Annotated in this window: 17 protein-coding genes; 12 read left to right on the top strand and 5 right to left on the bottom strand. The window is 70.8% G+C overall.

Annotated elements, in window-relative coordinates; translation table 11 throughout:
• The first annotated feature begins 41 nt into the window (after window positions 1-41).
• Window positions 42-1,262 carry an acyl-CoA dehydrogenase family protein gene (locus AC07FA_RS22520; RefSeq protein ID WP_479077726.1) on the top strand — a complete coding sequence of 407 codons (1,221 nt, stop codon included), beginning with the start codon at window positions 42-44 and terminating at the stop codon, window positions 1,260-1,262.
• Window positions 1,263-1,305: 43 nt separating this feature from the next.
• On the opposite strand, the gene AC07FA_RS22515 is transcribed toward AC07FA_RS22520, so the two are convergent.
• Window positions 1,306-1,746, bottom strand: coding sequence for a cell division protein SepF (locus tag AC07FA_RS22515; RefSeq protein ID WP_479077725.1), 441 nt, complete (start codon window positions 1,744-1,746; stop codon window positions 1,306-1,308).
• Window positions 1,747-2,031: 285 nt separating this feature from the next.
• On the opposite strand from AC07FA_RS22515, the gene AC07FA_RS22510 reads away from it, so the two are divergent.
• Window positions 2,032-3,282 (top strand): DUF5685 family protein, encoded by a 1,251-nt coding sequence (locus tag AC07FA_RS22510; RefSeq protein WP_479077723.1) that lies wholly within the window; start codon window positions 2,032-2,034, stop codon window positions 3,280-3,282.
• Between the two features lie 16 nt (window positions 3,283-3,298).
• On the opposite strand, the gene AC07FA_RS22505 is transcribed toward AC07FA_RS22510, so the two are convergent.
• Complete coding sequence (locus tag AC07FA_RS22505; RefSeq protein WP_479077722.1) at window positions 3,299-4,240, bottom strand: ABC transporter substrate-binding protein; 942 nt, start codon at window positions 4,238-4,240, stop codon at window positions 3,299-3,301.
• Window positions 4,241-4,702: 462 nt separating this feature from the next.
• Here AC07FA_RS22505 and AC07FA_RS22500 point away from each other — a divergent pair, with 462 nt between their 5' ends.
• The 8 genes from AC07FA_RS22500 (at window position 4,703) to AC07FA_RS22465 (ending at window position 13,342) form a co-directional block, all read left to right on the top strand.
• Window positions 4,703-5,578: an amino acid ABC transporter permease gene (locus tag AC07FA_RS22500; protein WP_479077721.1), complete on the top strand. Its 876-nt coding sequence runs from the start codon at window positions 4,703-4,705 to the stop codon at window positions 5,576-5,578.
• On the top strand, window positions 5,575-7,449 hold the full coding sequence (locus AC07FA_RS22495) for an FAD/NAD(P)-binding protein (RefSeq protein WP_479077720.1): 1,875 nt from the start codon (window positions 5,575-5,577) through the stop codon (window positions 7,447-7,449). The genes AC07FA_RS22500 and AC07FA_RS22495 overlap by 4 nt, the downstream gene beginning before the upstream one ends.
• Before the next feature lie 111 nt (window positions 7,450-7,560).
• Window positions 7,561-8,313 carry an amino acid ABC transporter ATP-binding protein gene (locus AC07FA_RS22490; RefSeq protein WP_479077796.1) on the top strand — a complete coding sequence of 251 codons (753 nt, stop codon included), beginning with the start codon at window positions 7,561-7,563 and terminating at the stop codon, window positions 8,311-8,313.
• A gap of 55 nt (window positions 8,314-8,368) precedes the next feature.
• Window positions 8,369-9,454: an LLM class flavin-dependent oxidoreductase gene (locus AC07FA_RS22485; RefSeq protein ID WP_479077719.1), complete on the top strand. Its 1,086-nt coding sequence runs from the start codon at window positions 8,369-8,371 to the stop codon at window positions 9,452-9,454.
• A gap of 14 nt (window positions 9,455-9,468) precedes the next feature.
• Window positions 9,469-10,749 carry an NtaA/DmoA family FMN-dependent monooxygenase gene (locus AC07FA_RS22480; protein ID WP_479077795.1) on the top strand — a complete coding sequence of 427 codons (1,281 nt, stop codon included), beginning with the start codon at window positions 9,469-9,471 and terminating at the stop codon, window positions 10,747-10,749.
• Window positions 10,750-10,753: 4 nt separating this feature from the next.
• Window positions 10,754-11,551, top strand: coding sequence for a DUF1684 domain-containing protein (locus AC07FA_RS22475; protein WP_479077717.1), 798 nt, complete (start codon window positions 10,754-10,756; stop codon window positions 11,549-11,551).
• Window positions 11,552-11,826: 275 nt separating this feature from the next.
• The gene (locus tag AC07FA_RS22470) at window positions 11,827-12,726 is read left to right on the top strand and encodes a S1 family peptidase (RefSeq protein ID WP_479077716.1); all 900 of its coding nucleotides are present in this window, start codon (window positions 11,827-11,829) and stop codon (window positions 12,724-12,726) included.
• 136 nt (window positions 12,727-12,862) lie between these two features.
• On the top strand, window positions 12,863-13,342 hold the full coding sequence (locus AC07FA_RS22465; RefSeq protein WP_479077714.1) for a hypothetical protein: 480 nt from the start codon (window positions 12,863-12,865) through the stop codon (window positions 13,340-13,342).
• A gap of 7 nt (window positions 13,343-13,349) precedes the next feature.
• Here the strand turns inward: AC07FA_RS22465 and AC07FA_RS22460 are convergent, their stop codons facing one another.
• The gene (locus AC07FA_RS22460; RefSeq protein ID WP_479077713.1) at window positions 13,350-14,276 is read right to left on the bottom strand and encodes a DUF4231 domain-containing protein; all 927 of its coding nucleotides are present in this window, start codon (window positions 14,274-14,276) and stop codon (window positions 13,350-13,352) included.
• A 308-nt stretch (window positions 14,277-14,584) separates the two neighbouring features.
• Here AC07FA_RS22460 and AC07FA_RS22455 point away from each other — a divergent pair, with 308 nt between their 5' ends.
• On the top strand, window positions 14,585-15,670 hold the full coding sequence (locus tag AC07FA_RS22455; RefSeq protein ID WP_479077711.1) for a S1 family peptidase: 1,086 nt from the start codon (window positions 14,585-14,587) through the stop codon (window positions 15,668-15,670).
• 76 nt (window positions 15,671-15,746) lie between these two features.
• Here AC07FA_RS22455 and AC07FA_RS22450 read toward each other — a convergent pair whose 3' ends face one another.
• Window positions 15,747-16,244 (bottom strand): phospholipase, encoded by a 498-nt coding sequence (locus tag AC07FA_RS22450; RefSeq protein ID WP_479077710.1) that lies wholly within the window; start codon window positions 16,242-16,244, stop codon window positions 15,747-15,749.
• Between the two features lie 242 nt (window positions 16,245-16,486).
• Here AC07FA_RS22450 and AC07FA_RS22445 point away from each other — a divergent pair, with 242 nt between their 5' ends.
• Entirely contained in the window at window positions 16,487-17,320 is an 834-nt protein-coding gene (locus AC07FA_RS22445; RefSeq protein WP_479077709.1) for a potassium channel family protein, read from the top strand.
• Here the strand turns inward: AC07FA_RS22445 and AC07FA_RS22440 are convergent.
• Window positions 17,317-18,345 (bottom strand): DUF3533 domain-containing protein, encoded by a 1,029-nt coding sequence (locus AC07FA_RS22440; RefSeq protein WP_479077708.1) that lies wholly within the window; start codon window positions 18,343-18,345, stop codon window positions 17,317-17,319. The two genes, AC07FA_RS22445 and AC07FA_RS22440, sit on opposite strands and share 4 nt — an antisense overlap.
• Window positions 18,346-18,394 lie beyond the last annotated feature (49 nt).

Here is an 18,394-nt window from a genome sequence, read left to right as displayed (position 1 = left end):
CTGCTAGTTTTCGTTCCGTGCGAGCCGCCGGAGGCACCCTCATGTCCACCACGCCGCCCTCGAAGCCGTCGAAGCTTCCGCCGTTCGACCCCGCCGACCCGATCGGCGTCGACGATCTGCTCGGCCCCGAGGACCTCGCGATCCGTGACACCGTCCGGGCCTGGGCGGCCGACCGCGTACTGCCGCACATCGCCGAGTGGTACGAGAACGGTGAGCTGCCCGGTATCCGCGAGCTCGCCCGGGAGCTGGGTTCGCTCGGCGCCCTCGGCATGTCCATGGAGGGATACGGCTGCGCGGGCGCCTCCGCCGTCCAGTACGGGCTGGCCTGCCTGGAGCTGGAGGCGGCCGACTCCGGAATCCGTTCCCTGGTCTCCGTGCAGGGCTCCCTCGCCATGTACGCGATCCACCGCTTCGGCTCCGAGGAGCAGAAGCGGCAGTGGCTGCCCGGTATGGCGGCGGGCGAGATCATCGGCTGCTTCGGGCTCACCGAGCCGGATCACGGCTCCGACCCGGCCGGCATGCGCACGTACGCCAAGCGCGACGGCGAGGACTGGGTGCTCGACGGCCGCAAGATGTGGATCACCAACGGCTCCGTCGCCGGGGTCGCCGTCGTCTGGGCGCAGACCGACGAGGGCACGGGCGGCGCCGGAATCCGCGGTTTCGTCGTGCCGACCGACACCCCGGGTTTCTCCGCGCCCGAGATCAAGCACAAGTGGTCGCTGCGGGCCTCCGTCACCAGCGAGCTGGTCCTCGACGGCGTGCGACTGCCCGCGGACGCGGTCCTGCCGGGGGTCACCGGACTGCGGGGACCGCTCAGCTGCCTCAGCCATGCCCGGTACGGAATCGTCTGGGGGGCGATGGGCGCGGCGCGCGCCAGCTTCGAGGCCGCGGTCGACTACGCGAAGACGCGGGAGCAGTTCGGCAAGCCGATCGGCGGCTTCCAGCTCACCCAGGCCAAGCTCGCGGACATGGCCGTCGAACTGCACAAGGGCATCCTGCTCGCCCACCATCTGGGCCGGCGGATGGACGCGGGCACGCTCCGTCCCGAGCAGGTCAGCTTCGGCAAGCTCAACAACGTGCGGGAGGCCATCGAGATCTGCCGCACCTCACGCACGATCCTCGGCGCCAACGGGATCTCGCTCGAATACCCGGTGATGCGCCACGCGACGAATCTGGAGTCGGTGCTCACCTACGAGGGGACCGTGGAGATGCACCAGCTGGTGCTGGGCAAGGCGCTCACCGGTCTGGATGCCTTCCGGTAAAGCGGTTGGGGTTCCGGCCGGACCATTCCGGCGAGCGCCTTGCTCAGCTCTGGTTGAAGAAGCCGTCGGCCGGCCGGCCGGCGGCTTCGCCGTTGAGTACCTGGGTGTTGGCAGGGGTCAGCAGGAAGACCCGGGTCGCCACGCGCTCGATCGAGCCGCGCAGTCCGAAGGTCAGTCCCGCGGCGAAGTCCACGACGCGCTTGGCGTCGGTGGGGTCCATGGCCGTGAGATTGACGATCACCGGGACGCCGTCCCGGTAGAGCTCACCGATGCCCCGTGCGTCCCGGAAGCTGTCCGGGGTGACGGTCGCGATCCGGCGGCCCTTCTCCTCGGCCGTCTCGGAGGCCACCTGCACCCGCGGGTCGGTCACCCACGCCTGGTTCGTACCGGTCTCAGCACCTTCGGAGTACTCGTCGTCGTAGTACCGCTCGTCGTTGTCCTCTACGAGGCCCAGCCAGGCACTCGCCTTGCGCACCGATCCCATGGACGCCTCCTCTCACCGCGGTTCCTTGGTGTTCCGCATCTCTCTCGTATCCCTATGGTCGTCCATGATGCGGATACCGCGCCAAGTGGATAGTCGGCGCGCAGGGGATTCGTGACGGTACTGGTGCAGAAGATGTGGCGGTTCGTCAGGGTTCTTCCCGCATAGGACAGGTGTGAGAAAGAAAATATGATGCCCCGGCCCGTACGGGTGACATGGGGGGCGTACGAGTGAACGGATCGCTCGATACGATGCACGCCGCGCAGGTGCACGAGCCCGGCGCGGCCCATGAAGGACTCCCGGGGGAACGTCGTGTTCGGAATCGTCAGGCCCTGCACCCACCGCCTGTCGGAGCGGCTGAAGACGGAGTGGATGGCGCATCTCTGCGGCCTCTGTCTCGCGCTCCGCTCGGACCATGGGCAGTTCGCCCGGATTGTCACGAACTACGACGGCCTGATCGTCTCGGTCCTGACGGAGGCTCAGGCCGAACGCGATACCGGGCGGCGTCGCACCGCGGGCCCCTGTCCGCTGCGCTCCATGCGCACCGCACCGGTCGCCCGCGGCGAGGGGGCACGGCTGGCCGCCGCGGTCTCGCTCGTCCTGGCGTCGGCGAAGGTGCGCGATCACGTGGCCGACCGGGACGGGCTGTTGGCGCGACGCCCGGTCGCGGCGGCGGCACGCCGGGTCGCCGCAGGCTGGGACCGGGCCGGGGCCCGCACGGGAGCGGAGCTCGGCTTCGACACGGCGGTCCTGGTCGACGCGGTGGACCGGCAGACCGGGATCGAGTCGCTCGCCGGCCTGGGAACCCCGCTGCTGACGGTCACCGAACCCACCGAGACGGCGACCGCTGCGGCCTTCGCGCACACGGCCGTACTCGCGGGCAAGCCGCAGAACGCGGCGCCGCTCGCCGAGGCGGGCCGGCTCTTCGGGCGGCTCGCGCATCTGCTGGATGCCGTGGAGGACAGGGAGGCTGACGCCGCGTCGGGTGCCTGGAACCCGCTCACCGCGACCGGCACCTCGCTCGCCGAGGCGCGGCGCCTGTGCGACGACGCGCTGCACGGCGTACGGCTGGCGATGCGCGACGCGGAGTTCACGGACAGCAAGCTGGCGCACGTGCTGCTCGTACACGAGCTGCGGCGCTCCGTGGACCGGGCGTTCGGCACGGCCTCCTGCTCGCACGGCGAGGGCGGTACGGGTCTGGTCGGCGCGTACGGGCCGCCTCCCGGCAACCCGTACGCGCCGGCGCCCGGCGGTCCCTACGGCCCGCCAGGACCGCCGCTCCCGCCCGAGCCGCCCCGTAACCGGCGTGGTCTCATAGCCGGCTGCCTGGTCTGGGCCGGTCTCGCCTGCACCTGCCAGATGTGCTGCGGGAGCTTCCACGACCCGTGGAGCGGCAGCGAGCGCGAAGGGCTCTGCCAGAAGTGCGACCCCGGGGACTGCTGCGACGCCTGTGACTGCTGCAGCAACTGCAGCAACTGTTGCAGCTGCGGTGGGGAGGACGGCGGCTGCTGCGACTGCGACTGCGGGTGCGACTGCTGAGCCGGCCGGTGGCGGGTCACCTGAGCTCGGGCGGCGAGATCTGCGAGGTCCTGATCGCCGAATCGGCGGTGCCCCACTTCTTCAGGATGCGGTCGTAGGTGCCGTCCGCCTTGATGCTGTTGACGGCGGCCTGGAAGGCGGGGGCCAGCGGGGTGCCCTTCTTGAAGGCGAAGCCGACGTCGAGCCGCTTGAACTCGTTGAGGAAGCGCAGCCCCTCCTGCTGCTTCACCGCATAGCGCAACCCGTTGATCGTGGACATCACGACATCGCTGCGGCCCTGCTGGAGCGAGATCCAGATGGCGGCCTGGTCGGCGTACGTGCGCACGTCGTACGGCTTCTTGCCCGCCTCGGCGCAGCGGTGCCTGTTCTCCTCCAGGGTGACCTCGAAGGTGGTCCCGGCGCCGGTGGCCACGGTCAGGCCGCAGAGCTGGGTGAGGTCGGTGACCTTCTTCAGCGGGCTGTCCTCGCGGACCGCGAAGCCCTGGCCGTCATTGATGTACGTGACGAAGTCGATGGTTCTGCGACGCTCGTCGGTGACCCCGAAGTTCCCCGTGCCCACGTCGTACTTCCCGCTGCCGAGCGCGGGCAGGATCGCGTCGAAGGACGCGACCTCGCGCTTCAGTTCCACCCCGAGGGCCTTGGCCACGGCGTCCGCGAAGTCGATGTCGGCGCCGGCCGGTGTCCTGCCGTCCTCCAGGTAGAAGGCGCCGGGCGGAGTGCCGACGCTGGAGGCGAGGCTGAGGGTTCCGGAGGCGCGGACGCCGGGGGGCAGCAGCTTCGCCGCGGACTCGTCCTTCCGTACGGACGACACCACATCGGTCGTCGGGATCTTCCCCGCTCCCGCGGCGGCGGGCCGTGCGCCACCGGCCGGCGCCGGGTCCGCCGATCCGCATGCGGTGAGCGCGAGCGCGGTCACGGTGATCAGGGCGAAGGCGGCGGTGTGCCGGGTTCGGGGCATGGCGGTGCGTCTCCAGGGTCGTCGGGGGAGCCGGCCGTGTTCCGGTGCGTGGGCAGCGCGAAGCGCGGGGCGGGAGATCAGCGGTGCGAGGGGAGGGTGACGCGGCGTCGTGTACGTGAAGGCACGCGGGGAGAAACGCTCAGGAGCGCGGAAGGGCGCGAGCGGGTGGAGCGGAGACGCAGGGGGTCAGCTCAACAGGAAGAGGACCACACGCGACCGAAGTCGATGTGGGAGCGGGTGACCAGCCACTGCTGCGCGTACATGGCCCCAGTGGAGCAGGCCATCTGTGTATGCGTCAACTGATCCGGGACGTCCGACTCACAGTGTGGACAAGCTTGACAACAGACCGTGTGCAGCGATTGTCTCGGAGAAGGACCGGCGCTGAGGGGCCCGGTCCGCGTCGTGTTCTCCTGCTGTGAAGGCACGCCCCGTGTTCGATCTCTGCATCCACGGAGCCTTCTCATGCCCGCGCAGCCGGATACCCTCCCATCCCCCTTTCCCATGGCCCCAGGCCCACTCGGCAAGGGCGACGACCCCGCGGACCTGCGGATCGTCCCCGTACGCCGGACGGGACAGTGGGCGGCCGCCGTCGCCGTCCTCGTCCTCCTCGCCCTCGCGCTGAGCTCGGTCGTCCGTAACGACGCCTTCCAGTGGGAGGTCGTCGGCGCCTACCTCACCACCGATTCGGTCCTGCGCGGACTCGGCCTCACCCTGTGGCTCACCGCGCTCGTGATGGTGCTCGGCTTCGCGCTCGGCACCGTCCTGGCCGTGCTCAGGCTCTCCGGCAACCATGTGCTGAGGGCGGTGAGCTGGGCGTACATCTGGCTGTTCAGATCCACACCGATCCTGGTCCAGCTGCTGTTCTGGTTCAACATCGGCGCGCTGTACCCGCAGATCCTCGGCGTCAGCACCGTGAACCTCCTCGGCCCCGTCACCGTCGCCGTCATCGGACTCACCCTCCACGAAGCCGCGTACGCCGCCGAAGTGGTCCGCGGCGGCATCCTCTCCGTCGAGCGCGGTCAGCTGGAGGCCGCCCAGTCGCTCGGCCTCGGCCCCTGGCGCCGCCTCCACCGGATCGTGCTGCCCCAGGCGATGCGCTCCATCGTCCCGCCGGCCGGGAACATGCTGATCGGCACGCTCAAGGGCACCTCGATCGTCAGCATCATCGCCGTACAGGACCTGCTCTACTCCGTGCAGCTCGTCTACCACCGCACCTACCAGGTCATCCCGCTGCTGCTCGTCGCCACCCTCTGGTACGTCGCCGTCACCTCCCTCCTCGGCATCGGGCAGCACTACATCGAGCGGCACTACGCACGCGGCACGGCAGACGCCCGATGAGCGCCGTGCCCGCCCTCGTCATCATCGGCGGGGGACCGCGCGGCACCGGCGTCATCGAGCGCATCGCCGCCAACGCCGGTGAGTTGTACGCCGGACGGCGCCTCGACATCCACCTCGTCGACCCGTATCCACCGGGCGGCGGACGCATCTGGCGGCAGGACCAGTCCCCCCTGCTGCGGATGAACTCCATGGCCGAGGACGTCACCATGTTCACCGACGACACGGTGCGCCAGGACGGTCCCGTACGCCCAGGACCCGCACTGCACACCTGGGCGCGGGACGTCCGTGACGGGCGGGTCACCGTCGGCACGGCGCCCGAGGTCCTCGAAGAGATCAAAGCGCTGCGGGGCCAGGACTTTCCCAGCCGCCGGCTGCAGAGCGCCTATCTGCGCTGGGTCTACGAGCAGTCCGTCGCCGCGCTTCCGCCGGGCATCACCGTGCACGAACACCGAGGCCGGGCCCTGCGCATAAGCGGTCCGCGCGGAGAGCGCCAGCGCGTCCGCCTGGAAGGGCGCGCCGAGCCCCTTCACGCCGACCTCGTCGTCGTCACCACCGGACACCTCGACGCCGAACTCGACCCCGGGCAGCAGGAGTTGGCGCGCTTCGCCAAACGGCACGGGCTCGTCCACCTGCCGCCGGACTTCACCGCCGACAGCGACCTCTCCGCCCTGCCCGCAGGCGAACCGGTCATCGTCCGCGGCTTCGGCCTCGCGTTCATCGATCTGATGGTGCTGCTCACCGAGGGGCGCGGCGGCCGGTACGAGAACGGGGTCTACCTGCCCTCCGGCCGGGAGCCCGTGCTGTACGTCGGATCGCGGCGCGGTGTCCCGTACCACTCCAAGATCGGCTACGGATGGGAGGGTGAACCGCCGCCACCACCGCGCTACTTCGGCCCCGAGCAGACCGAGGAACTGCTCCGGAGGACCGGACCGGCCGACTTCCGGCGCGAGGTGTGGCCGCTCGTCGAGAAGGAGCTCGGCCACGCCCACTACCACCGGCTGTTCACCGCCCACCCCGAGCGCACCGCCGTCGAGTGGGCCGTCTTCGAGGAGAAGTACGACGTCTGCGAACCCGGCAGCCCCGAACTGGACGCCCTGGTCTCCGCCGCCGTGCCCGACCCGGCCGACCGGCTCGGGCTGACAGCGCTCGACCACCCGCTGGACGGCGTGCGCCACCCCACCTACGACAGCCTCCAGGACGGACTGCGCGCCTACATCACCGCCGACCTCGAACGCCGCCACGACCCGGGCCGCAGCCCCGATCTCGCCGTCTTCCTCGGACTGCTCGCCGTCTACGGGCAGCTGATCCGGCTCGGCGACATCGGCACCTGGTGGCACGGCTACTTCAGCTATCTCGCCTCCGGCCCACCCGGCCCCCGGCTGCGCCAGCTCCTCGCCCTCTCCCGGGCCGGTGTCGTCCGCTTCCTCGGCGCCTCCGTCACCGTCGAGGCGGACGAGGAACGGGGCGTCTTCCGGGCCGGCGGCGCCACCGTGCCCGGTGAGCGGATCGAGGCCCGGGCCCTGGTCGAGGCCAGGCTCCCCGACCCCTCGGTCCGGTACACCCGCAGCCCGCTGCTCCGCGGTCTGTACGAGGACGGGGCCGCCACCACCGTGACGGGACTGCTCTCCGTGGACCCGGGCGACGGCCGGATTCTCGACCGTGAAGGCCGCCCGCACCCGCGCCGGTTCGCCCTCGGACCGAACACCACGGCACGTGCCGGCGGGGCGTTCACCCGGCCGCGCACCGGTGGCCCGGCCTTCGGACAGAACGACGCCACCGCGCGGACCGTGCTGGCGTTCCTGCGCGACCGCCCGGCCGGGCCCGCCCCGGCGCCCGAAGCGCGGCGCCCCCTTCCGTACACAAGTCGCTAAAGGAACCCCATGCCCCTCATCAGCGATCGGTCACTCGATCCATCCATTGATCCACTCGTCGACAAAGCCACCCGCCAGGAGCAGGTGACCGTCCCCGGCACCCCGCGGGCCATGGTCGAGGTCCGCTCCGTGCACAAGAGCTTCGGCGGCCTCGACGTCCTGCGCGGCATCGACCTCTCCGTACGCCCCGGGGAGGTGACCGTCGTGCTCGGGCCGTCCGGCTCGGGCAAATCCACCCTGCTGCGCACCATCAACCACCTGGAGAAGGCCGACCGCGGCTGGATCAGCGTCGACGGCACCCTCATCGGCTACCGCCGGGACGGCGACAAGCTGTACGAACTCCGCGAGCGGGAGATCCTGCGTCAGCGCACCCACATCGGCTTCGTCTTCCAGAACTTCAACCTCTTCCCGCACCTCACGGTCCTGGAGAACATCATCGAGGCCCCGGTCGCGGCCCTCCGCCGCCCCCGGAAGGAGGCCGTCGCCGCCGCGAGGGAACTCCTCGCCCGCGTCGGCCTCGCCGACCGGGCGGAGGCGTACCCCACCCAGCTCTCCGGTGGACAGCGCCAGCGCGTCGCCATCGCCCGCGCGCTGGCCCTGGAACCGAAAGTACTGCTCTTCGACGAACCGACCTCGGCGCTCGACCCGGAGCTGGTCGGTGAAGTCCTCGACGTGATCAAGGACTTGGCGCACCGGGGCACCACGATGATCGTCGTCACCCACGAGATCGGCTTCGCGCGTGAGGTCGCCGACACTGTCGTCTTCATGGACGAGGGACGGATCGTCGAGCAGGGCGCCCCCGCGGACGTGCTCGACCACCCCGTCCAGGAGCGCACCCGCGCCTTCCTCTCCAAGGTCCTCTGAGAGAACGGCCCCGCCCGCCCGGCTTCCCCGAACGAGTCCGACCCGAGAGGTCCGCATGTCCGCCAGGAAACCCCTTCATCTGGCCGCCGAGATCGGTGGCACGCCCCACTACGACGCCGCCCACTACCTCGCACTCGCCCGCCTCGCCGAACAGGGCGCGCTCGACTTCGTCACGCTCGGCGACTCCTTCGCCCGCCCCGGGCTCGACGCGCTCGCCGTGCTCTCCCGGATCGCCCCCGCCACCGACCGGATCGGCCTCGTGCCGACCGTCACCACCACCCACACCGAGCCCTTCCACGTCTCGTCCGCCGTGGCCACCCTCGACTGGGTCAGCCGGGGCAGGGCCGGCTGGAACGCCGAGGTGTCCACGACCGGCGCCGAGGCCCGGCTGTTCGGCCGGCGCCCCGCCGCGCCCGCCGCCGAGCTGTGGCAGGAGGCGGCCGAGGTCGCCGACGCCGGGGCCCGGCTGTGGGACAGCTGGGAGGACGACGCCGAGATCCGGGACGTCGCGACGGGACGGTTCGTCGACCGGGACAAGCTGCACTACGTCGACTTCGAGGGCAGCACCTTCTCGGTCCGCGGCCCGGCCATCGTGCCCAGGCCGCCCCAGGGCCGGCCCGTCACCGTCATCGACGGCACCAGGGGACCGGCCCGCGGCCCGGCCGCCCGGCACGCCGATGTCGTGTACGCGCGAGCGACCACGCCCGAGCAGGCCGCCGCGATCCGTACCGACGTCCGCGAACGGGCCGCCGCGCACGGCCGTGACCCCGACACCCTGCGGGTCCTGGTCGCGCTCACCGTCGACCTGGGGGACGCCGAGACCGCGCCGGAACCGGGTCTCCTCGACGGACCGCAGCTCGCCGGAGGGGGCTCCTACTACCGGGGCGGCCCGGTGGACCTCGCCGAACTCATCACCCAGTGGTACCGGGGCGGAGCCGTGGACGGCTTCCACCTCACGCCCCTCGCACCCGGGCGCGACCTCGAAAGGATCGTCAACGGCACCGTGGCACTGCTCCAGCACCGCAGCCTGTTCCGCACCTTCTATCCGGGCGGCACCCTCCGCGAACACCTCGGCCTGGCCCGCCCCGCCAGCCGTTACGCTCTCGCGGCGTCCACGGGACCGACGGGGGAGGAGGCATGAGCACGCCCAGGCAGATGCATCTGGCCGCCCACTTCCCGGGCGTCAACAACACGACGGTCTGGGCCGACCCGCGCTCCGGGAGCCAGATCGAATTCTCCTCGTTCGAGCACCTGGCCAGGACCGCCGAACGCGGCAAATTCGACTTCTTCTTCCTCGCCGAAGGGCTCCGGCTGCGCGAACACAACGGTCTGATCCACGACCTGGACGTGGTCGGCAGACCCGAATCCCTCACCGTGCTGAACGCCCTCGCCGCCGTCACCGACCGGCTCGGCCTCGCCGCCACGGTCAACGCCACCTTCAACGAACCGTACGAACTGGCGCGCCGGCTCGCCTCGCTCGACCACCTCAGCGGCGGCCGGGCCGCATGGAACGTGGTCACCTCGTCCGACGCCTTCACCGGAGAGAACTTCCGGCGCGGCGGCTACCTCGACCGGGCCGACAGGTACACCCGGGCCGCCGAATTCGTTTCCACCGCACGGGAGTTGTGGGATGCCTGGACACCGGACGGGGTCTCCCGGCCGGTGACGCACAGGGGAGCCCACTTCGACATCGCGGGGGAGTTCACCGTCCCCCGCGCCCCCCAGGGGCACCCCGTCGTCATCCAGGCCGGGGACTCCGCCGAGGGCCGCGAATTCGCCGCCTCCACCGCCGATGTCATCTTCACCCGGCACGGCACCCTGGAGGCGGGCCGCGCCTTCTACGCGGACGTCAAGGGACGGCTGGCGGCATACGGGCGCAGGCCCGAGGAGCTGAAGATCATGCCCGGGGTCAGCTTCGTCCTCGGTGACACGGACGCGGAGGCCCAGCGGAACGCCGACGAGATCCGCCGCCTCCAGGTCTCCCCGCAGAACGCCATCCTGGCCCTGGAGCAGGTCTGGGGCCGCGACCTCTCCTCGTACGACCCCGACGGGCCGCTCCCCGGCATCGACCCGGACCCCGGCTCCGGGCTGGTCCAGGGCCGGGTCAGGGTCGGCGACCCGCTCGCGGTCGCCGCGAAGTGGCGCGCGCTCTCGGAGGCGAAGGGGCTCTCCATCCGGCAGACCGTGATCGAGACGACCGCCCGGCAGTCCTTCATCGGCTCACCGGAGACCGTCGCGGCGGGCCTCACCGAGTTCGTCACCGCCGACGCGGCCGACGGGTTCATCCTCGTACCGCACCTCACCCCGGGCGGCCTCGACGACTTCGTCGACCGGGTCGTGCCGCTGCTCCAGGAACGCGGGGTCTTCCGCTCCGAGTACACCGGCCCCACGCTGCGGTCGCACCTCGGCCTGGCCGAGCCGGTATGGAAGGGTTGAACCCATGAGTACGGAAGAACAGCAGGACCGGCAGGACTGGCAGAGCTGGCACGAAGGACGCATCGTCACGGTCGCGGCACCGTACGGTCCGCTGTCCCTGACCGGCACCCACTGGCTCTCCGACCACCCGGACGGTCGAATTCCGGCCGTCCCCGGGCAGTGGCGCGAAGACGGTGACGGAGTGCTGCTCACGGCCACGCCCGAGGACGGTCTGACCGTCGACGACAAGCCGCTGACCGGCGAGATCAGGCTCACGGCCGACCGTGGACCGATCGACGCGTCACGGGTCGCGCACGGCGGGCGGCGGCTGGTCGTGCTGAGCCGTGAGGGGCTCTGGGCGGTACGGGACTTCGACCCGGACTCCGCCGCCCGGCAGGCGTTCCGGACCATCGACGCCACCCCGTACGACGCGGGCTGGGCGCTGCCCGGCACCTTCCGCCCGTACCCGGCGGACCGCACCGTCCGGGTCGAGAACGCCGACGGTGTCGAACGGGGTCTGGGGCTCGGCGGGGAGATCGCCTTCGAGGTCGACGGAGAGGAGCACACGCTCCAGGTCGCGGTCGAACCCGACGGTTCGCTCTGGGCCGTCTTCGCCGACGCGACCAGCGGAAGCAGCAGCTACCGCTTCCGCTTCCTGCGGCCGGCGGCGCCGTCCACGGACGGCGGCGTGACCGTCGACTTCAACCGCGCGCTGCTGCCGCCCTGCGCCTTCGCCGATCACTTCATCTGCCCCTTCCCGCCGCCCGGCAACACCCTCACGGTCGCCGTCCCGGCCGGTGAGCGGAACCGTATCGACGCCTGACCCGTCCCACCGGTCACGCGGACGGTGGACACGGTCGCCCGGCCCCGGCAGCCGACGAGCTGCCGGGGCTGCCGTGCGTGTGCCGCGTCGGCGGCCGAAACGCGCCCTTGCGCGGCGAGTTGTGTGCCCCGAATACTCCCGAACAGCGCTCGTCAGGGGCACGGCCCGTCCGGAATGCGAACAGGCTTCCGGGCGTACCGCGTTCACTGACTGCGCCTCACGGGCCCGGCCACCCCACAGGCAGGGCCCCCGATCCCCCTCGGGAGGAACGAAAAGTGAGGATCAAGCGCACCATCCCCCTCAAGGGCATCGCGAGACGGAGCCGGGTCGTCGCCGTCTCGGCCGGCCTCGTCGCCGTCGCCGCCCTCGCCGTCCCGTCCGCCAACGCCGACTCCACCGCGACGTTCAGCGCCAACCAGCTCAGCGCGGCGAGCGACGCCGTGCTCGACGCCGATGTGGCGGGCACCGCCTGGAACATCGATCCGGCCACCAGCAGCGTCGTCGTCACCGTGGACAGCACGGTCTCGCAGGCGGAGATCAAGAAGATCAAGGACTCCGCCGGGAGCACCTCGGGCGCCCTGCGGATCGAGCGCACCCCGGGCACCTTCAGCAAGCTGATCTCCGGCGGGGACGCGATCTACGCGTCCAGTTGGCGCTGTTCCCTCGGCTTCAACGTCCGCAGCGGTGAGACGTACTACTTCCTGACCGCCGGTCACTGCACCGACGGCGCGGGTACCTGGTGGTCGAACTCCGCGAAGACCACGGTCCTCGGCACCACCTCCGGGTCCAGCTTCCCGACCAACGACTACGGAATCGTGCGGTACACCAACACCTCGGTCACCAAGTCGGGCACCGTCGGCAACCAGGACATCACGAGCGCGGCCAACGCCACGGTCGGGATGTCCGTCACCCGCCGCGGTTCCACCACCGGCACCCACAGCGGGTCCGTCACCGGTCTCAACGCCACCGTCAACTACGGCGGCGGGGACATCGTCTACGGCATGATCCGCACCAACGTGTGCGCCGAGCCCGGCGACTCCGGCGGCCCCCTGTACTCCGGTACGAAGGCGATAGGCCTCACCTCCGGCGGCAGCGGCAACTGCTCCTCCGGCGGGACGACGTTCTTCCAGCCGGTCACCGAAGCACTGAGCGCGTACGGCGTCAGCGTGTACTGACGGCCTGGTACACGGTTGTCGTCGACGAGCCCCCGCCCGGAAGTCCGGGCGGGGGCTCTTGTCCGCCCGCGCCTTTTGAGAGGATGTCCGGGCGGCCGTCCGCAGCCAGACACCCATCCCAGGGGGTTCCAGGTCCGTGAAGCGCATCGGAGTGACCGGCCACCGCACCATTCCCCAGGAAGCGTACGAACAGGTGCTGGAGGGACTGCGGGCGGTGCTCGGCGGCCTCGACGGTTCCGTGGAAGCCCTCTCCAGTCTGGCCGCCGGGGCGGACCAGATCTTCGCGGACCTCGCGCTCGCGTGCGGCGCGCAGCTCACCGTGGTGATCCCCAGCGGGGACTACGAGGAGTGCTTCGCCGACGACGCCGAACTCGCCGGCTACCGGACGCTCAAGGAGCGGGCGACCCGCGAGGTCGTGCTGGACTTTCCGCACTCCACGGATGAGGCGTACTACGCGGCGGGCGTCTACATCGCCGAGCACTGCGACCGGCTGCTCGCGGTGTGGGACGGTCTGCCGGCCCGCGGTCTCGGCGGCACGGGCGACATCGTGACGTACGCCCGCGGCCTCGGTCTGCCGGTCACCGTGATCTGGTGCGAGGGCGTACGGCGCGGCTGACGGCCGCTCACATCTGGTGGCGGGCGAGCCAGTCGGTGTGCTGGGGCGAGACGATCCGCTCGGTCTCGAAGACGGCGACCGGCCACTGCCGCTCGGTGAGAGTGGTCTCCATCGCGATCTGCATCGACTCCAGGTCCTTCTCCACGAGGGAGTGGGCGGAGATCAGCGGATGATGCCGGCGCATCTCGTTCCAGGCCAGACAGGCGGCAGCCGCGGCGGAGAGCACCCCCGGCAGCGCGAAGGACCGGGCGGAACCGAAGGTCTGGAGCAGGGCGAAGAGCAGGGCGAGCGCGGTGAGCGCGGCGATGGTCACCGACCAGACCGTGGTGCCGTGCCGGGAGATCTCCTGGCGCCTGCGGTACCAGCCGCGCTGTTCGATCAGGCGGTCGCGTACATACGTCTCCTTGCGCACGGTGAAGGCCTTGTTCCGTAACGCGCGCATCGAATCCGTGATGAGCCCGCCCGAATCCGTCAGTTGATCCCTGGGATCGGTCCAGCCGACCTTCCTGAGTTCCTGGAGCCCCTCTTCGAGCCGGCTGGCGAACACCGCTTCCGGGTGCTGCGTAGCGGATTCGAAAGGCGAACCGTGCACGGCATAGCGCCAGCACATCGACTTGATGAACTCGGCCGCCGAGCGATTCAGCTGCCAGTGCGACTTCGCCTTGCGCCGCGACGCGAAGAACGTCGTGAGGAGTACGCCGAGATAGGCGAGGACGGCTAGGAGACCGCTGAGCCGCAGGGAGCCGCCGGTGTCCCAGTGCCAGGGCAGCGCGGCCGGGACGGCCCCCAGGACCAGCAGGATCAGCTGGCCGCGGGTGGTGTTCACGGCCTCCCGCTGGCGCGCGATGGCGATGGCGTCCGTGTGGTGGAAGAGCGCCGGAAGATCCGCGTTCCTGAAGACCATGCTCTGCAGCGGTCCTGGAATCGCCGTCATGCTCACCCCCGCTGTGCGGTTTGCCTGCCGGGGACAAGAGACTAAAGTCGCGCGCCGGACACGGCAATGGCGCGAGCCCCGCCCGGACCGCTCCAAAACCGCTCCGGAACCGCTCCCGGCTGGTCCGGCGACGGCCGATGTGGCCGTCCGCCCCCGGAAGTGAACGTAACGAGACCGAAGCGTCGTCGTCGTGTGTGCGTCCCGAGTTCGACCTTGTGTGGCTTTGACCGCATGGGAATAGTGAGCGCCCCATCCTCCGCGTGCGGACACCCCACTTGTCCCCGCGCGGCCCCACAGGAGGTCGTAAGTTGAAGCATCGACGCATATCCAGGAAGCGCGCGCTGACGGCCGGATCGGCCGCCGTCGCCCTGGTCGCCGCCGGAGTCACCCTCCAGACGGCGAACGCCAGCGAGGACACATCGCGGCCGGCCGTACGGACGCTGACGGCCGGCGCGGCAGGGAAGCTCGCCACCACGCTGGACAAGACCCTCGTCGGCGGCACGGCCGGCGCGTACTACGACGCCGAGACGAAGAACCTGGTGGTGAACGTCCTCGACCAGGCCGCCGCGGAGCAGGTGCGTACGGCGGGCGGCAGGGCCAGAGTCGTACAGCACTCGGCCGCGGAGCTCTCGTCGGCCCGGCAGACCCTCACCGACCGGGCCACCATCCCCGGCACCTCCTGGGCGGTCGACCCGGTGAGCAACAAGGTGGTGGTCACCGCCGACCGTACGGTGAAGGGCGCGGCCTGGGACAAGCTCGCTTCGGTGGTGGAGAACCTCGGCGGCAAGGCCGAACTGAACCGTTCCGCAGGGGAGTTCAAGCCGCTGATCGCGGGCGGCGACGCGATCTGGGGCGGGGGCGGGCGCTGCTCGCTCGGCTTCAACGTGGTCAAGGGCGGCGAGCCGTACTTCCTCACGGCGGGACACTGCACCGAGTCGATCACCAGCTGGTCCGACGCGCAGGGCGGCGCCGAGATCGGTGCGAACGAGGGCTCCAGCTTCCCGGACAACGACTACGGCCTCGTCAAGTACACCTCGGACGTGGCGCACCCCAGCGAGGTCGACCTCTACAACGGTTCCACGCAGCCGATCACCAAGGCGGGCGAGGCGACGGTCGGCATGGCGGTGACCCGGAGCGGCTCCACCACCCAGGTGCACGACGGCGAGGTCACCGCGCTGGACGCCACGGTCAACTACGGCAACGGCGACATCGTCAACGGGCTCATCCAGACGACGGTCTGCGCCGAGCCGGGCGACAGCGGCGGCTCGCTCTTCTCGGGCGACACCGCGATCGGCCTGACCTCGGGGGGCAGCGGCGACTGCTCATCGGGCGGTGAGACGTTCTTCCAGCCGGTTCCGGAGGCGCTGGCCGCGTACGGCGCCGAGATCGGCTGACCCGGCCGACGACGGGCCCGCCCGCCCCACTCCGTGTGGGGCGGGCGGGCCCTTTGCCTGCTTCGGGGCCCGCAGGTCAGGCGGCGCGGGCCGGTCTGTCGGAGCCGGCCGTCGCCGGTGCCACGCCGAAGATGTCCACGGCGTGGTAGTACGTCCAGGCCGTGGAGTTGCACGAGGTGAGCGTGGCTCCGGAGTAGGCGGCGCATACGCGCTTGAGGTCCGCGTAGAACGCGGAGTCGATGCGCGATTTGTTGGCGGAGAAGGTGCCGGCGGCCTTGTAGTTGCGGTAGCCGAAGTCATGGCGGGCGCAGGACTTCTGGAAGGGGAAGCCGAACGGGTTGTCGGGGGAGGTGCTGCAGTAGTCCGTCGACCAGTCGAAGCCGTACGCGGCCCAGGCGCCCTGGTTGTTGCGGGCGGTGTTCCAGGCGTTGTAGCTGGAGGCGCTCGTCTGGGTCCAGGAGCTGAGGACCTGGGGCTTGTCCGCCGGGGCGGCCGAGGCGGACGTGGCAGGGAGCAGGGCGAGCGGGAGCGACAGGGCGAGTGCGGCGAGAGAGACGGCGAATTGGCGACGCATGAGCAACCTCCGTGGGATGACTGGGAGTTGAGTTGGTTCCTGCTCCTCGTGGGTCGCACGAGGTCGCTCCAGAATGACGTCATGTACCTGTCATGCCTAGCTGTTGCGCCGGTCTGACACCAAGAAGTCGGGTGCTCTTTTCGACCAAGCGGACAGTTGTGGACAAGCGGACGGTGACATGCGCGAGACCGCGGGCTGCCTCCAGGCGTTTCCGGCCCGCTGCCGGTCCTTACGATGACTCCATGAAGAGCACGGAATCGACGGACGCGGAAACCGGGGGCGGCACGGGAGCCGAGCAGCGGTGGGAGCGGCGTACCCAGTGGCCGCTCCTGATCCTGGCCCTCCTGTTCGCCGTCGCGTACGCCGTGCCCGTCGTGGCGCCCGAGGCGGGCTCGCTGACGCTGCGGCTGTGCCGGGGCGTGGAGTGGGTGGTGTGGGGAGCGTTCGCCGTCGACTACGCCGTGCGGCTGGTGCTCGCGCCCGACCGGTGGCAGTTCGTGCGCCGCCATCCGCTGGCTCTGATCGCCGTGCTGCTGCCGATGGTGCAGCCGTTGCGGCTGCTCCGGCTGGTCTCCACCCTGCTGCTGGCCGGGCAGCGGGCCCGGATGGCCTCGCAGGTGCAACTGACCACGTACGTCGCGGGGTCGTGCGTGGGTCTGCTGATGTTCGGCTCACTCGCGGTGCTGGAGGTCGAGAGGGACTCGCCGGACGGCACCATCAAGTCCCTCGGGGACGCGGTGTGGTGGTCCTTCACCACGATGACGACCGTCGGTTACGGCGACTTCGCCCCGACCACCGGTCTGGGCCGGATGCTCGCGGTCGGCCTGATGCTGTCGGGCATCGCGTTGCTGGGTGTGGTCACGGCGAACATCGCCGCCTGGTTCATCTCCCGCTTCGAGAGCGACAGCGCCGTGGACCGGCTGCAGACGGAGGCCATCATCGCGCTCACGGCCGAGGTGCGGGCGCTGCGCGCGGAGGTCACGGAACTGTCCGCGGTGCGGGGTGGTGACCGGGCGCAGGGCGGCCAGGCCGACGGCGGCGCGAGTGTGTCCCGGCAGGTCGTCCCGGAGCTCTAGAGGGTGCCCGCGGCTGACGCGCCCGTGCCCCGGTCCGTCCTGGACCGCATGGACAGGAGCAGTGTGAGGGCCGTACCCGCGACCGCCCAGGCGGAGAGCACGAGCAGCGGACCGGTGAGCGCGTTGCCCTTGAAGTAGGCGATCGAGCGGGCCGCCCAGGTGCCCGCGCCCGGTGGCAGCGCGGGTCCGATCGCCCGCCAGAAGTCCGGCAGCATCGGGAGCGGGAAGGCGCCGCCCGCGCTCGGGTTGCCCGCGATCACGATGATCAGGACGGCCAGGCCGATGCCGATGATGCCGGTGAGGGCCTCCAGGGCGAGCGTGGTCATGCCGACCGCGAAGACGATCAGCGCTCCCAGGCCCCACAGCCCCCACACGCTGCCGGGCAGTGCGCCGAGGACCGGTCCGATGATGACCGCGCCGCCGATTCCGCCCGCGATCGAGTACAGCGCCATCGTGGCGGTCCTGATCAGCGCGCGCTGCCGGTTGGCGGGCTTTGTGCCCGCGCTGATCGCCAGGATCGAGGCGCAGAGGTAGCCGCCGACGCACCAGCCCACCACGAGGTAGAAGGACGAGAGCCCGTCGAAGTCGTCCGGGGAGGCCGGGGCCACGTCGACGGTCCTGACCGTGCGGTGCTGGGTGGCGTCGACCTTCTCCATGATCCTTGTCAGGGAATCGGCCAGGACGGTGCCGCCGCCGGAGGCGACGAGCACGGTGTCGGTGGTGCCGTCGGGGTCGACGATCAGGGCGCCGTCGATGTCGCGGTTCATGATCTGCCGGCGGGCCTCGGCCGCGTCGCTCACCGCGCGCGGGTCCAGGGGGCCGCCGGGAAGTTCCCTGAGCCGGGTGACGAGCTGTTCCGAGACCTGCTGGGGTGCGACAACGGCGAAGGGGACGTCCGTCGGCTTGGGCTTGTGCAGCGCCCCGACATAGGACGCGATGAACAGCAGTTGCAGCGCGAGCACGCCGATGACGAGCAGTGCGGCTCGTGGAGTGACGGCGTTCTTCACCTCGTCGACGAAAGTCATGCCCCCACGGTCCGGGCGGCCTGGTGTTTACGCAGGTGGGACAGGTCCG

It is taken from the genome of Streptomyces sp. NPDC045968, from assembly GCF_056430475.1.
The sequence above is the reverse complement of the archived record's forward strand: the minus strand, read 5'-3'. Positions and strand labels throughout refer to the sequence as shown.

What these genes read in the sequence shown, in the direction of transcription:
- AC07FA_RS22520 (WP_479077726.1), top strand. Translation starts at nt 42, where the DNA reads ATGTCCACCACGCCGCCCTCGAAGCCGTCGAAGCTTCCGCCGTTCGAC.
- AC07FA_RS22515 (WP_479077725.1), bottom strand. Translation starts at nt 1,746, where the DNA reads ATGGGATCGGTGCGCAAGGCGAGTGCCTGGCTGGGCCTCGTAGAGGAC.
- AC07FA_RS22510 (WP_479077723.1), top strand. Translation starts at nt 2,032, where the DNA reads ATGAAGGACTCCCGGGGGAACGTCGTGTTCGGAATCGTCAGGCCCTGC.
- AC07FA_RS22505 (WP_479077722.1), bottom strand. Translation starts at nt 4,240, where the DNA reads ATGCCCCGAACCCGGCACACCGCCGCCTTCGCCCTGATCACCGTGACC.
- AC07FA_RS22500 (WP_479077721.1), top strand. Translation starts at nt 4,703, where the DNA reads ATGCCCGCGCAGCCGGATACCCTCCCATCCCCCTTTCCCATGGCCCCA.
- AC07FA_RS22495 (WP_479077720.1), top strand. Translation starts at nt 5,575, where the DNA reads ATGAGCGCCGTGCCCGCCCTCGTCATCATCGGCGGGGGACCGCGCGGC.
- AC07FA_RS22490 (WP_479077796.1), top strand. Translation starts at nt 7,561, where the DNA reads ATGGTCGAGGTCCGCTCCGTGCACAAGAGCTTCGGCGGCCTCGACGTC.
- AC07FA_RS22485 (WP_479077719.1), top strand. Translation starts at nt 8,369, where the DNA reads ATGTCCGCCAGGAAACCCCTTCATCTGGCCGCCGAGATCGGTGGCACG.
- AC07FA_RS22480 (WP_479077795.1), top strand. Translation starts at nt 9,469, where the DNA reads ATGCATCTGGCCGCCCACTTCCCGGGCGTCAACAACACGACGGTCTGG.
- AC07FA_RS22475 (WP_479077717.1), top strand. Translation starts at nt 10,754, where the DNA reads ATGAGTACGGAAGAACAGCAGGACCGGCAGGACTGGCAGAGCTGGCAC.
- AC07FA_RS22460 (WP_479077713.1), bottom strand. Translation starts at nt 14,276, where the DNA reads ATGACGGCGATTCCAGGACCGCTGCAGAGCATGGTCTTCAGGAACGCG.
- AC07FA_RS22450 (WP_479077710.1), bottom strand. Translation starts at nt 16,244, where the DNA reads ATGCGTCGCCAATTCGCCGTCTCTCTCGCCGCACTCGCCCTGTCGCTC.
- AC07FA_RS22445 (WP_479077709.1), top strand. Translation starts at nt 16,487, where the DNA reads ATGAAGAGCACGGAATCGACGGACGCGGAAACCGGGGGCGGCACGGGA.
- AC07FA_RS22440 (WP_479077708.1), bottom strand. Translation starts at nt 18,345, where the DNA reads ATGACTTTCGTCGACGAGGTGAAGAACGCCGTCACTCCACGAGCCGCA.